The organism is Pseudomonas pudica (genome assembly GCF_015680405.1).
GTDB lineage: Bacteria > Pseudomonadota > Gammaproteobacteria > Pseudomonadales > Pseudomonadaceae > Aquipseudomonas > Aquipseudomonas pudica.
In genome coordinates this window covers 1-13,363 of sequence record NZ_JADLJS010000023.1, presented here as the reverse complement: position 1 = coordinate 13,363, position 13,363 = coordinate 1, and the positions used below count along the sequence as shown (strand labels likewise).

Annotated in this window: 9 protein-coding genes and 2 tRNA genes; 5 read left to right on the top strand and 6 right to left on the bottom strand. The window is 63.5% G+C overall.

The annotated features are described in order from the left end of the window. Nucleotides 1-15 precede the first annotated feature (15 nt). Nucleotides 16-1,074, bottom strand: coding sequence for a DNA polymerase IV (gene dinB, locus IRZ77_RS16670; RefSeq protein WP_178081787.1), 1,059 nt, complete (start codon nucleotides 1,072-1,074; stop codon nucleotides 16-18). A 220-nt stretch (nucleotides 1,075-1,294) separates the two neighbouring features. Between dinB and IRZ77_RS16665 the strand changes: the two genes are divergently transcribed. The 4 genes from IRZ77_RS16665 to IRZ77_RS16650 all read left to right on the top strand — a co-directional run bounded on the left by IRZ77_RS16665 (nucleotide 1,295) and on the right by IRZ77_RS16650 (nucleotide 5,776). Next, nucleotides 1,295-1,371, top strand: a tRNA-Met gene (locus IRZ77_RS16665). Between the two features lie 134 nt (nucleotides 1,372-1,505). Continuing rightward, nucleotides 1,506-1,582: transfer RNA gene (locus tag IRZ77_RS16660), tRNA-Met, on the top strand. A gap of 259 nt (nucleotides 1,583-1,841) precedes the next feature. Then, nucleotides 1,842-4,484 (top strand): bifunctional lysylphosphatidylglycerol flippase/synthetase MprF, encoded by a 2,643-nt coding sequence (gene mprF / locus IRZ77_RS16655; protein ID WP_196173961.1) that lies wholly within the window; start codon nucleotides 1,842-1,844, stop codon nucleotides 4,482-4,484. After that, nucleotides 4,484-5,776: a virulence factor family protein gene (locus IRZ77_RS16650; RefSeq protein ID WP_135002171.1), complete on the top strand. Its 1,293-nt coding sequence runs from the start codon at nucleotides 4,484-4,486 to the stop codon at nucleotides 5,774-5,776. The genes mprF and IRZ77_RS16650 overlap by 1 nt, the downstream gene beginning before the upstream one ends. Nucleotides 5,777-5,840: 64 nt before the next feature. Here the strand turns inward: IRZ77_RS16650 and IRZ77_RS16645 are convergent, their stop codons facing one another. Beyond that, complete coding sequence (locus IRZ77_RS16645; protein WP_046616214.1) at nucleotides 5,841-7,751, bottom strand: potassium transporter Kup; 1,911 nt, start codon at nucleotides 7,749-7,751, stop codon at nucleotides 5,841-5,843. A 235-nt stretch (nucleotides 7,752-7,986) separates the two neighbouring features. On the opposite strand from IRZ77_RS16645, the gene rimO reads away from it, so the two are divergent. Continuing rightward, nucleotides 7,987-9,318 (top strand): 30S ribosomal protein S12 methylthiotransferase RimO, encoded by a 1,332-nt coding sequence (gene rimO, locus IRZ77_RS16640; protein WP_013973825.1) that lies wholly within the window; start codon nucleotides 7,987-7,989, stop codon nucleotides 9,316-9,318. 71 nt (nucleotides 9,319-9,389) lie between these two features. Here the strand turns inward: rimO and IRZ77_RS16635 are convergent, their stop codons facing one another. The 4 genes from IRZ77_RS16635 to IRZ77_RS26970 all read right to left on the bottom strand — a co-directional run. Next, nucleotides 9,390-10,139 (bottom strand): hypothetical protein, encoded by a 750-nt coding sequence (locus tag IRZ77_RS16635; protein WP_108480106.1) that lies wholly within the window; start codon nucleotides 10,137-10,139, stop codon nucleotides 9,390-9,392. 56 nt (nucleotides 10,140-10,195) lie between these two features. Beyond that, the gene (locus IRZ77_RS16630; protein WP_153671178.1) at nucleotides 10,196-11,869 is read right to left on the bottom strand and encodes a DUF5666 domain-containing protein; all 1,674 of its coding nucleotides are present in this window, start codon (nucleotides 11,867-11,869) and stop codon (nucleotides 10,196-10,198) included. After that, nucleotides 11,866-12,711, bottom strand: a complete 846-nt coding sequence (locus tag IRZ77_RS16625; protein WP_135002168.1) for a DUF6502 family protein — start codon at nucleotides 12,709-12,711, stop codon at nucleotides 11,866-11,868. Before IRZ77_RS16625 ends, IRZ77_RS16630 begins: the two co-directional genes overlap by 4 nt. Before the next feature lie 143 nt (nucleotides 12,712-12,854). Further along, nucleotides 12,855-13,363: hypothetical protein (locus IRZ77_RS26970; protein WP_230388101.1), on the bottom strand; the 509-nt coding region annotated here is incomplete at its 5' end.

Below are 13,363 nucleotides of genomic sequence, written 5' to 3'. Positions count from 1 at the left end.
GCTTTGCGGCCCCTTTCATTTAGGCGGGAACAGCTCCAGCTGCTCATGCGCCCCGCGCAAGTCGCGCAACCTCACGCCTACACCCAGCAAGCGCACCGGCTTGCCACCACGGGCAAACGCCTGCCCCAGCAATTGTCGATAACTCTCCAGGTCCCTGCCCGCCCCCGCCTGCTCCATGGTGGTCTGGCTGAAGTCATGGAACTTGACCTTGACGAAGGGTTTTTCCGGCCGGTAACTGCTGTCCATGCGGGCGATACGCTCGTTCAGGCTTTCCAGCAGCTCGGGCAGCCGTGCCAGGCAACTGGCCAGGTCCGGCAGGTCGGTGTCGTAGGTGTTTTCCACGCTGACCGACTGCCGGCGGCTATCATTGTGCACCGCACGCTCATCGATACCCCGCGCTAGCCCCCACAAACGCTCGCCAAAGCTGCCGAACTCGCGCACCAGCGCCAGGCGCGACCATTCGCGCAGGTCCAGGCAGGTCTCGATACCCAACCGCGCCAGCTTGTCTGCCGTTACCTTGCCCACCCCATGCAACCTGGCTACCGGAAGGGCGGCGACGAATGCCTCCACATCGCCCGGGGTAATCACGAACAGGCCATTGGGTTTGCGCCAGTCACTGGCGATCTTGGCCAGGAACTTGTTCGGCGCCACACCGGCCGAGACAGTGATATGCAGGGTGCGTGCGACCCGGCGACGGATATCCTCGGCAATGCGCGTGGCGCTGCCCGAGTACCACTGGCTGTCGCTCACATCCAGGTAGGCCTCGTCCAGCGACAGCGGCTCGATCAGCTCGGTGTAGTCGCGGAAGATCGTGTGGATTTCCCGCGAGGCCTCACGGTAGGCCTCGAAGCGCGGCTTGACGATAAGCAGGTCCGGGCACAGTTTCAGCGCGTGCCGCGACGACATGGCCGAACGCACGCCATAGGCACGCGCTTCATAGTTGCAGGTGGCGATCACCCCACGGTGGTCGGCCGAGCCCCCCACCGCCATGGGCCGCCCGGCCAGGCGCGGGTCGTCGCGCATCTCGATCGCGGCATAAAAGCAATCGCAGTCGACGTGGATGATCTTGCGCAAGGACATGAATGACCGTCAGCACTGTAAATTCATACAGATAGTATCGCATGCGCCTTCGGGGTATGCAGCCTGTGCGCGGCACTGGTCGATAATCGGCCTGAAAGCCCCGTCGCGCCTGAGCTGCGCGCCATATTCAAACGCTAAGAGTTTGAACAGGAAAGGTTTTTTCAGAAAAAAGCTTGACACTCACGGGTAAATCCGTAGAATTCGATCTCACAGGCGCGGGATGGAGCAGCCTGGTAGCTCGTCGGGCTCATAACCCGAAGGTCGTCGGTTCAAATCCGGCTCCCGCAACCAGATTCGAGAAAAGGCCACTGTTCACACAGTGGCCTTTTTCTTTTGCATCAAATAATGCGCTGAAAGAAATTTCAAAAAAATCAACGACTAGCGCTTGACATCCATTCTGGAAACTGTAGAATTCGCCCCACTGACGCGGGATGGAGCAGCCTGGTAGCTCGTCGGGCTCATAACCCGAAGGTCGTCGGTTCAAATCCGGCTCCCGCAACCATATTCGTCAGAACGAACCCCGCCTGTGTAACAGCAGCGCGGGGTTTGTTGCTTTTCCCCTCCCGACTTACGTCGTCCCCATTTCTCCGCCTTTAAGCCAACCTACAGGCTTGAAAGGTTGCTCCCAGGATGAACTATCTTTAACCCTGCCAAGTGGCTGAAAACGCTTGAGGCCGGAGTAACATTGGATACGTTCACCTAAGGGACTTTCACTTGGCCACACTTTTCCCTCACCTCGCGCTGCAAGGCCGGGGCAATCCATGACTTCGCACAACCCCGAACCACCGGTGCCGCTTGCCTCGGCGCTGCCCGGTGCTGTGCAACGCCTGCCCTTGCTGGAACGCTTGAGCCGCTACCGCCAGCCGATCGGCCTGGCAGTGACCCTGGTGTTGTTCACCATGGCCTTGATCGCCTGCCGCCACCTGTTGAGTGAATTGGACATCTATGCCTTGCACGATGCCATGCTCAGCGTACCGACCCAGTCGTTACTTGGCGCCTTGCTGGCTACCGTGCTCGGTTTCGTTGTCCTGCTGGGCTACGAGTGGTCGGCCAGCCGCTATGCCGGCGTGAAGCTGCCGGTGAGCAGCCTGGTGCTGGGCGGCTTCAGCGCCTTTGCCATCGGCAACGCCATCGGCCTGTCGATGCTTTCGGGCGGTTCGGTGCGCTATCGCCTGTATGCACGCCAGGGGGTTGGCGCAGGTGAAGTTGCACGGATGACCGTTTTTGCCAGCCTGTCATTGGGCTGCGCGCTGCCGCCCCTGGCCGCCTTGGCGACCTTGAGCGACCTGCCGGCGGCGTCTGCCGCACTGGGTTTGGCGCCTGGCTTGCTGGCGGGTGCCTCAATAGCCGTGCTGCTGGCATGCAGCGTGCTGGTGTTCGGGTTGTACCGCCGACGCTTGGCTGAGCAACCACTGGCCAACAGCCTGCTGGTACAACTGGGCCGCCGCACGCTTCGCCTGCCGGGCGCACGCCTGGCCGCCCTGCAATTGCTGATCACCGCACTGGATGTCGCCGCTGCCGCCACCGTGCTGTATCTGCTGCTGCCCGAAGCACCACCGTTCGGTGCCTTTGTCCTGGTGTACCTGCTGGCCTTGGCTGCAGGTGTGCTCAGCCACGTACCGGGCGGCGTCGGGGTATTCGAAGCGATCCTGCTGGCGGCTTTTGCCGACCAACTCGGCGCGGCACCACTGGCAGCGGCCCTGCTGCTGTATCGGCTGATCTACGTGGTGCTGCCGCTGCTGCTGGCCTGCGTGCTGCTGCTGGCCAACGAGGCCCGACGGCTGCTGTTCGCGCAACAGGCAATCAAGGCCGCTTCCGGGCTGGCCGCGCCGATCCTGTCGATCCTGGTGTTCCTGTCCGGGGTGGTGCTGCTGTTCTCCGGGGCCACGCCCGAGATCGACACCCGCCTGGAGCACATGGGGTTCCTGGTGCCGCACCGCCTTATCGATGCCTCGCATTTCGGCGCCAGCCTGATCGGCGTGCTTTGCCTGCTGCTGGCCCAGGGCCTGCGCCGGCGCCTGTCCGCCGCCTGGCTGCTGACCACCGTGCTGTTGCTGGTCGGCGCCCTGCTGTCGCTGCTCAAGGGCTTCGATTGGGAAGAGGCCTGCCTGCTGACTTTCACTGCCGCCCTGCTCGCTCTGTTCCGCCGTTCCTTCTACCGCCCCAGCCGTTTGCTCGAGTTGCCGTTCTCGCCGGTGTTTCTGGTGGCCAGCGCCTGTGTGGTCGGCGCATCGGTGTGGTTGTTGCTGTTCGCCTACCAGGATGTGCCCTACAGCCATCAGCTGTGGTGGCAGTTCACCCTCGACGCCGATGCCCCGCGCGGCCTGCGCGCCGCCATGGGCAGCGCAGTGCTGCTGGCGGCCGTGGCCCTGACCTGGCTGCTGCGCACCGCACCACCGGTGATCCACCTGCCAGACGAAGAAGAGTTGCTGCGTGCCAACCGTATTCTGCTGGCCTCCGACCAGCCCGATGGCGGCCTGGCCCTGACCGGCGACAAGGCGCTGCTGTTCCACCCTCGCGACAACGCATTCCTGATGTACGCCCGTCGCGGTCGCAGCCTGGTAGCCCTGTACGACCCGATCGGCCCGGCCCAGGAGCGTGCCGAGATGATCTGGCAGTTCCGCGACCTGTGCGACCTGCACCATGCCCGCCCGGTGTTCTATCAGGTGCGGGCCGAGAACCTGCCGTTCTACATGGACATCGGCCTGACCGCACTGAAGCTGGGCGAAGAAGCCCGGGTCGACTTGCGCCGCTTCGACCTCGAAGCCAAGGGCAAGGAAATGAAGGACCTGCGCTACACCTGGAACCGCGGCGGCCGTGACGGCCTGAGCCTGGAAATTCACGAACCCGGGCATGCCCCGCTGGCAGAGCTGAAGGAAATCTCCGACGCCTGGCTTGGCGGCAAGAATGTGCGCGAGAAAGGCTTCTCGCTGGGGCGCTTCAGCCCTGAATATCTGCAGCACTTCCGCATTGCCCTGATCCGCTTCCAGGGCCGCCCGGTGGCTTTCGCCAACCTGCTGGAAACCCATGGCAACGAACTGGCCAGCCTCGACCTGATGCGTGCACACCCCGAGGCGCCGAAGCTGACCATGGAGTTCATGATGATCGGCCTGATCCTGCACTACAAAAGCCATGACTACGCCCGCTTCAGCCTGGGCATGGTGCCGCTTTCCGGCCTGCAGCCGCGGCGTGGCGCGCCCTTGACTCAGCGCCTTGGCTCGATGGTGTTCCGCCGTGGCGAGCAGTTGTACAACTTCCAGGGGCTTCGACGCTTCAAGGACAAGTTCCAACCGGACTGGGAACCCCGCTACATGGCCGTGCCGGCCGGGCTCGACCCGCTGGTGGCACTGGCCGACACCGCCGCCCTGATCGCAGGCGGCCTGACTGGATTGGTGAAACGTTGATGACCCGACGCTTTTGGCTGTACCTGCTGGTGCCCCTGCTTTTATCCGCCCTGGGAGGCGCGCTGGCGTTCTGGCTATGGACGCGCCCGGCACCCGAGGCGCACCTGGAACAACTGAGCATCAATGACAACCACATCACCCGTGTGACCCCTGGGGTACACCCCAAGGTTCGAGTGGCCATCGGTGTACCCCAGGACCAGGCGCTGACCGACAGGCAACTGCTGGACCTGGCCCAGGCTGGCGAAGCGCAACTGGTGCAGGTGATCCTGCCGCCCAACGACTGCAGCAAGCAACAACAGGCCATGGACCAGGCCATGGGCCAGTTGCCAGAGAAACCGACCCTGGTCGCCGGTATCGGCCCTGGTGCCGCCCAGGCCTGGCGCTGGCTGGCCAGCCAGAACAACGACAAGGCGCGGGCAATTTCCGTGGACTTCAGCCTGGAACAACCCGGCTGCCAGGCAGCGCTGCCGAAGTCGGCCGCCCACGGCCACTGGAACGTCGCCTGGAACGACAATCCGGATGACGCCAGCGCCGCCTTCGTACGCGACCAGGCCAATGCCGAAACCAGTATCAGCGACTATGACATCCACCTGCCACAAGTGCTCAAGGCCCAGCTGACCCAGGCCCTGGTCGGCCACGACGGCAACGCCCTCGCCATCCCGGTGGTCGAGGTACCAGCCGGGCAGACCACCGACACGGTCACCCTGTTCCTTTCCGGTGACGGCGGCTGGCGGGACCTGGACCGCGACGTGGCCGGCGAAATGGCCAAGCTTGGTTACCCGGTGGTCGGCATTGATACGCTGCGCTACTACTGGCAGCACAAGACCCCGGAACAAAGCGCCGCCGACCTGTCCGAGCTGATGCAGCACTACCGGCAGAAGTGGGGCACCAAGCGCTTCGTGCTGACCGGCTATTCATTCGGTGCCGACGTGCTGCCGGCGATCTACAACCGCCTGCCGGCCGAGGACCAGCAACGTATCGACGCGGTGATGTTGCTGGCCTTTGCCCGCAGCGGCAGCTTCGAGATCGAAGTCGAAGGCTGGCTGGGCAAGGAAGGCCAGGAAGCGCCAACCGGGCCGGAAATGGCCAGGCTGCCTGCTTCCAAGGTGGTGTGCGTGTATGGTGTGGAAGAAACCGACGAGAGCGGTTGCACCGACAAGACTGCGGTGGGTGAACGCCTGAAGCTGCCGGGGGGGCACCACTTCGACGAAAACTACCCGGCACTGGCCAAGCGCTTGATTGGCGAGATCGAGACGCGCCAGGGCAAGTCGAGTGTGGCGGCACAGAACTGATAGCCTTGGGTAAACCCGCTCCTACAGGCTACGCGATCGATGTAGGAGCGGCCTTGGCGCAGGTTCAAATCTCGACCTGGGTCCCCAGCTCGATTACCCGGTTCAGCGGCAGGTTGAAGAAGCGCAAATTGCCGTTGGCATTCTTCAGCAGAAACGCGAACAGGTTGCCCCGCCAGCGCGACATGCCCTCCAGCCGTGAGGCGATCACGGTCTCGCGGCTGAGGAAGAAGGTGGTGCGCATCGGGCTGAAGTCCAGGTCTTCCAGGTGGCACAGCTTCAACGCCGCCGGCACGTCCGGTTCGTCCATGAAGCCGAAGTGCAGCAACACGCGGAAGAACCCATCGCCATAGGCCTCCACTTCAAAGCGTTCCTGCTCCGGTACCCGTGGCCGGTCCTCGCTGACCACCGTCAACAGCACCACCTGGCTGTGCAGCACCTGGTTATGCAGCATGTTGTGCAACAGCGCATGGGGCACCGCATCGGAGCGCGCCGTCAGAAACACCGCAGTGCCTTCGACCCGGTGCGGCGGCTGAATGCGGATACTGCTGATGAACAGCTGCAGCGGCAGCGCGCCTTCGTCGATGCGCTCCATCAGGATCTGCTTGCCGCGCTTCCAGGTGCTCATCAACAGGAACAGCACAGCGCCGGCCAAGACCGGGAAGGCCCCGCCCTGGATGATCTTCGGCACGTTGGCGGCAAAGAACAGCCCATCCACAAACAGGAAACCCAGCAGGATCGGCACCGCCAGCACCGGTGGCCACTTCCACAGCAGCAACATCACCGCCGAGACCAGGAGGGTGGTCATCAGCATGGTACCGGTCACCGCCACGCCGTAGGCTGCCGCCAGGGCGCCGGACGACCCGAAGCCGATCACCAGCAGCACCACGCCAACCATCAGCGCCCAGTTCACCGCACCGATGTAGATCTGCCCCTGCTCGTCGCTTGAGGTGTGCTGGATCTGCATGCGTGGTATGTAGCCCAGCTGGATGGCCTGGCGGGTCAGGGAGAAGGCCCCCGAGATCACCGCCTGCGAGGCGATCACTGTGGCCATGGTGGCCAACGCGACCAACGGCAGCAGTGCCCAGCCCGGCGCCAGCAGGTAGAAGGGGTTACGTGCCGCCTCCGGGTTCTGCAGCAGTATCGCGCCCTGGCCAAAGTAGTTGAGCACCAGCGCCGGCAGCACCAGAAGGAACCAGGCGCGGGCGATCGGCTTGCGGCCAAAGTGGCCCATGTCGGCGTAAAGCGCCTCGGCACCAGTCAGCGCCAGCACCACCGCGCCGAGGATGGCCACACCCATGCCGGGGTGAACCACGAAGAAGTTCACCGCCCAGACCGGGTTGAATGCCTTGAGTACCTCCGGGCTCTGCGAGATGCCATGCACACCCAGCACGCCCAGCGCCACGAACCAGGTGACCATGATCGGGCCGAACAGCTTGCCGATCTTCTCGGTGCCGTGCTTCTGCACCAGGAACAGCGCCACCAGCACCACCAGCGAAATCGGCACCACCCAGTGGTCGATACCTTCGAAGGCCAGCCCCATGCCCTCAACCGCCGACAGCACCGACACCGCCGGGGTGATCATGCTGTCGCCATAGAACAGCGAAGCGCCGATCAACCCGCACACCACCATCAGCGTACGCAACCTCGGATAGGCCGCCGTCGCCCGCCGCGCCAGTGCAGTCAGTGCCATGGTGCCGCCCTCGCCCTGGTTGTCGGCGCGCAGGATGAACATCACGTACTTGAACGACACCACCCACAACAACGACCACAGGATCAGCGACAGGATCCCCAGCACGCCGTCATGGTTGACCGGTACTCCGTACCCGCCGCTGAAGACCTCCTTGAGGGTATACAACGGGCTGGTGCCGATATCGCCATAAACCACCCCGACCGCCGCCACGAGCAGGCTCACCGACCGCGTCGCGCCCTGCTTCCCCTCGTGCCCGCCCTCGGCGTGACTGCTTGCCTGAACCATCGACCACTCCCGCAGACGGCCTTGCAAGGCCAGTAGAATTCCCCATGCGCCAGGTGATACTGGTACCCCCGACACAATGGCGCGAAGCATAGCGCAGCGTTCGTCGCATTTCTGCTGGTCAAGCGACCCTGCGCTCGCTAGAATTGCGCACTTTTTGATCAGAGGCGCCAAAAGCGCCCGTCAAGATCGCCCCCGATTCCGGTCGGGCGACCTGCATTCAATACCGAGGTTAGTCATGTCCACCACGCCCGCCACCCCCAAGGTAGGTTTCGTAAGCCTGGGTTGCCCAAAAGCCCTGGTCGATTCCGAGCGCATCCTGACCCAGCTGCGCATGGAAGGCTATGAAGTCGTGCCCACCTACGAGGACGCCGACGTGGTGGTGGTCAACACCTGCGGCTTCATCGACAGCGCCAAGGCCGAGTCGCTGGAAGTGATCGGCGAAGCGATCAAGGAAAACGGCAAGGTCATCGTCACCGGCTGCATGGGTGTCGAGGAAGGCAGCATTCGTGACGTGCACCCGAGCGTGCTGTCGGTGACCGGCCCGCAGCAGTACGAGCAGGTGGTCAATGCCGTGCACGAAGTAGTGCCGCCACGCCAGGACCACAACCCGCTGATCGACCTGGTGCCGCCGCAAGGCGTCAAGCTGACCCCGCGCCACTATGCGTACCTGAAGATTTCCGAAGGCTGCAACCACAGCTGCAGCTTCTGCATCATCCCGTCGATGCGCGGCAAGCTGGTCAGCCGCCCGGTCGGCGAAGTGCTGAGCGAGGCCGAGCGCCTGGTCAAGGCCGGGGTCAAGGAAATCCTGGTGATTTCCCAGGACACCAGCGCCTACGGCGTCGACGTCAAGTACAAGACCGACTTCTGGAACGGCCGCCCGGTCAAGACCCGCATGCTCGAGCTGTGCGAAGCACTGAGCAGCCTGGGTGCCTGGGTACGCCTGCACTACGTGTACCCGTACCCGAACGTCGACGACGTGATCCCGCTGATGGCCGCCGGCAAGATCCTGCCGTACCTGGACATCCCGTTCCAGCACGCCAGCCCGAAAGTGCTCAAGGCCATGAAGCGCCCGGCCTTCGAAGACCGCACCCTGGCACGTATCAAGAACTGGCGCGAGCAGTGCCCGGAGCTGGTGATTCGCTCCACCTTCATCGTCGGCTTCCCGGGCGAGACCGAAGAAGACTTCCAGTACCTGCTGGACTGGCTGACCGAAGCCCAGCTGGACCGCGTGGGCTGCTTCCAGTACTCGCCGGTGGAAGGCGCCCCGGCCAACGACCTGGGCCTGGAAGAAGTGCCGGACGACGTCAAGCAGGATCGCTGGGACCGCTTCATGGCCCACCAGCAGGCCATCAGCGCCGCCCGCCTGCAGCTGCGCATCGGCAAGGAAATCGACGTGCTGATCGATGAAGTGGAAGAGCAAGGTTCGGTTGGCCGCAGCTTCTTCGATGCCCCGGAAATCGACGGCAGCGTGTTCATCGATGGCGACCACGGCTTCAAGCCGGGTGACAAGGTGCGTTGCCGCGTGGTGGATGCCGACGAATACGACATGTGGGCTGAACCCATCTAAGGCAGCTGCATACTGAAAAGCCCCTGCCCCGCCACTCCCCACAAGGAACTGCCGGGCCAGGGGCTTTTTCGTCAGAACGCGTGAAAAAGCATCAGGCCGCCTTCTGCATCCGGGCTGGCATCCGAGAAGCCTTTGACTGCATAGAGTTGCACTTTCCACTGCTGGTTGAGCTTGTGTGTCAGGAACAGGGTAAGTTCCTTGATCTGCGCGCCCGTCGAGACGACCTTCTGCCGCCAGTCATAGGAGGCACCCGCGGAAGTGCCTGCAGCCACGGGCATGGCGAAGCCGAGACTGGCAAATATTGGGTCGTCGAAATCGCTGTCGGGCGGATCGCCGAACTTCTTCCAGCCCAGGGTCGCGAAGCCGGTCACCGGGCCAAGGGCCTTGGCGATGTCTACCTGGCCGGTGTAGTCGTATTCACCGGTGCCCAGGCACTGGTCTTCATCGGCAGTGGGGAATTTGACCTTGCCGATCAGGTCCAGCATCAGGCCGCCGTCACTGCCATCGAGCAGGGCATAACCGGCGCTGGCAACCGTGTCCCCCAGCCCGCTTTCCACATCCCGGCAGCCACCGGGCAAGGGGTCACCATTCGGGCCCACTTCAGGGTTGGTGATGCGCAGCCAGGGCACTGTGACCTTGTAGGTCATTGGGCCGGTTTCATACTTGCCGACCACGGGGATGTACCAGATTTCCGAGGTTGTACCCGTGCCATAGTCGCCACTTGAATAGTCCATGCCCATGGCGGCGCTGAAGGTATCGCCCAGCACCGACGCGCTGGCGCAACACAGCAAACAGGCAAAAAGAGGGAGCGTGGGTTTCATCTGCACCTCGATATCCCCGGACGGGAAAGGTGATGGCACCTACCCAGCCTAGTTGCCTAATGCCCGGATCGCTCTGGATGCTCCACTTTTTCGACTTTCTCTACTGTCTCAGGCCTTTCGACCTTCTCGACTTTTTCTACTTTTTCGATTTTCTCAGGCTTTTCGATCTTCTCAACCTTTTCGGGCCTCTCGGTTTTCTCGATCTTCTCGATCTTCTCGACCTTTTCGGGCTTTTCGGACTTCTCGACTTTTTCTACTTTCTCTACCTTTTCAAGCTTCTCTGCTTTTTCAATCTTTTCCACCTTTTCAAGCTCGACCTTCTCTACCCGGTCAGAGCTTCCACTATTGCTGCTCTCGGGTTGCTCCACGGTGTCGACATGCTCCGACTTTCCGGACTTGTCCACGCTTTCAGCACTGTCCCGACCACTGGAATCGTCAACACCGCCGTGTCCGCTGTGATCATCGCTGCTTTCGATGCGATCACTGGTCGCATCGCGGCCGCCATGCCCGCTATCGCCGGAACCCTCAGCGTCACGGGTACCGTGTTCGCTGCCACGCCCCGAACGCCCTCTGTCCGGGTTGTCGGCACGGTCGTCGTGGAACTCCACGCGGGTTGCCCGCAGCTCGTGCTTGCCACTGAACACCCCGCTCACCCGCACACGTTGATCGAGCGCCAATGCCGCGGGCTGCTTGCCGACGATCACGGTGCCCTGCCCCAGCGTCACCTTGATACCTGCCACCACCAGTTGCTGAGCGTGGCTGCGCTGCACCAGCCCCTCGATCACCGCCGCCTGCACACGGCCAGCAAAAGGCAGGCTCGGGTCTGGGCGGGTTTGCGCCACTTCCAGCTGGCGTCCGGTCCACTGGCCACGTACCAGCACTTCCCGTGCGGGTGCCACACGGGTCCCCAGCTTCAGCCCCTGTAGGCTGCCGGCACGGTCAACCGCACCGATGGCACTGGCTTCCCTGAGCCCCGGCGCCCGTTCGATACGGCTGGCTACCACTTCGCCCCTGGCATCGCGCAGGCCACTGACCCTGACCGGCTCGCCCGGGCGCAACCCTTCAGCCACCCGCGCCCCTGCAGCAAGCCGCACAGGTTGGCCCATGACCCGCAGAGGGGCCGAAGCATTGGGCAGTGCCGTCAGCGGCCCTTCGTAAACGTTGAGGATCGAGATGCGCCCTGCTTGCAGGCCGCGTTTGCCGGCAAATGCCTCCACCGCGACAACCTGGCCGATTGCCAGGTGAGCGCTACTGGCAGGCGCACCGTTTTCACTCACCGGCACGTCCTTGCCAAAGTGCACTTCCAGGCCATTGACGCAGATCGAGGCGAACCCGGTAATGGTGCCGACAATGCCGGTACCACCGGTACCGCCCGGGCGCAGGATCGGTGCACCGGTACCGCCTGCCCCGCCGTGATCGATGAAGATGCCGTCCACACCGTCGGCCACCGCGCCGGTCCCACCCGTGCCGCCGGGACGCTGCGGCAGCGGCGCACCGGTGCCACCCACTCCGCCGTTTTCGCTGCGTACGCCGGTACCACCGACACCGCCCGTCCTGGCCCCGGTACCACCAATACCGCCTGGGAACTGCAAGCCCGCCGCCCCCGCCATACCCACTTCGTCACGGCTGACACATACCGGTGCTGCGGCCACTTCAGCAGGCGCCACCAGGTTCAACCCGAAACCCAGGACCAGTGTGACGACACTGAGGCAGCGTGCGAGGGAAGTCATGGGTCTGGAGTCTTCGACAAACCGGGGTCGGTAGTTTCAGTGTAGAAATAAAGCCCGACCGTGATGCGCTGACGTTCCTCGGCGCTGGGCACATCGGCATCTTCCAGCTCTGCTGCGAGCCGGCTGAAGGCAAGCAGCATCTGCATGCCGTCCTTGTCCACCGTTGCACGCAAATGGTCGACGCTGGCCGGGCTCAAGGCGTCATAGTGCACACTGCGCTCAAAGAACGGCTGGCCGCCCCCACTCAGGTTGTGCACTGCTGCGCAGGCATGGTCATGCAGGTTGTGGCCAAAGTAAGCGGCCTTTTCGTCGAAGCCTTTCTGCGGCACGAATGCCTGGGCCTGCAGGTGAACACAGTCCTGGTCGTCGAGCCGGACGATACCCAGGCGCAACCACTCATCCAGCACAACCCGCCCGCGGATGTCGGTGCTGATCTTCGCCACCAGGGCATCGAAGGAACAATCGCCGCCAACGCTCGCCAGGCGCGGCAACGGCAGCGCCTGGCCAGGCGCCGAGCAGAACGGCTTGCCGGTGGTCCACATATTGACCAACTGTGCACCTAACGTGATGTTTTCCGGCAGTGCTGCGAGCGATGTGCCCCCTTCGCTGCGCAAACGCCGGACATCCTTGCGATGCACGCCTGTGAGCAGGCTGATGCGGCTGTCGGTCGGTACCGTACCGTCCAGGCGAAACTCGCGGTGGGCCACATCGACGAACACTTCCTTGAGCAGGTCGGCGAACATCGTGTAGGTGACCCCTTTGCGCAGCATCAGGCGCACCAGAGGACGCATGACACGCCGCAGTGCGCTTAACATCGAAGGGGGGATGGTAGGCGATTGCATTGAGCGCATTCCTTGACAGATGAACCCAGTATACGACGCGGGAAAAGATCCCACACCAACTGTGACCATATCCCGGACGAGATGAGGGATAGTCGTCGGCGCTCATTGCATTCGCGTTGAGTGGGGCTGCCGTTCAGCGCCAGTCAGCTCCTGCTGTTGTCATCACCCGGTTCGCCTGCGGCATGCTCACCGCGGTCATCACCCGGTTCGCCACCCAGATGATCGCCACGATCATCACCAGGTTCACCACCAACGTGATTGCCGTGGTCATCGCCAGGCTCACCGCCAACATGATTGCCATGATCGTCCCCGGCCTCACCGCCAACGTGATTGCCATGATCGTCACCGGGCTCGCCGCCAACGTGATTGCCGTGATCGTCCCCAGGCTCACCGCCAACGTGATTGCCATGATCATCACCCGCCTCAGCGTGGTTGCCGCTGCGCCCAGAGTTCGAGGAGCCGTCATGGCCGCGCCCACTGTTGCCGGCATGGCCATCTCCATCTCCGCCAGCGCCGTGGCCACCGCCTTCACCGCCATGGCCACCACCGCTACCACCGTGACCACCGCCGCCACCGCCATGGCCACCACCGCTACCACCGTGACCACCGCCGCCACCGCCATGGCCACCACCGCTACCACCGTGACCACCGC

Bases quoted from the DNA above. Each gene is read 5' to 3' on its own strand.
- mprF (WP_196173961.1), top strand. From the start codon at position 1,842: ATGACTTCGCACAACCCCGAACCACCGGTGCCGCTTGCCTCGGCGCTG.
- IRZ77_RS16650 (WP_135002171.1), top strand. From the start codon at position 4,484: ATGACCCGACGCTTTTGGCTGTACCTGCTGGTGCCCCTGCTTTTATCC.
- IRZ77_RS16645 (WP_046616214.1), bottom strand. From the start codon at position 7,751: ATGGTTCAGGCAAGCAGTCACGCCGAGGGCGGGCACGAGGGGAAGCAG.
- rimO (WP_013973825.1), top strand. From the start codon at position 7,987: ATGTCCACCACGCCCGCCACCCCCAAGGTAGGTTTCGTAAGCCTGGGT.
- IRZ77_RS16635 (WP_108480106.1), bottom strand. From the start codon at position 10,139: ATGAAACCCACGCTCCCTCTTTTTGCCTGTTTGCTGTGTTGCGCCAGC.
- IRZ77_RS16630 (WP_153671178.1), bottom strand. From the start codon at position 11,869: ATGACTTCCCTCGCACGCTGCCTCAGTGTCGTCACACTGGTCCTGGGT.
- IRZ77_RS16625 (WP_135002168.1), bottom strand. From the start codon at position 12,711: ATGCAATCGCCTACCATCCCCCCTTCGATGTTAAGCGCACTGCGGCGT.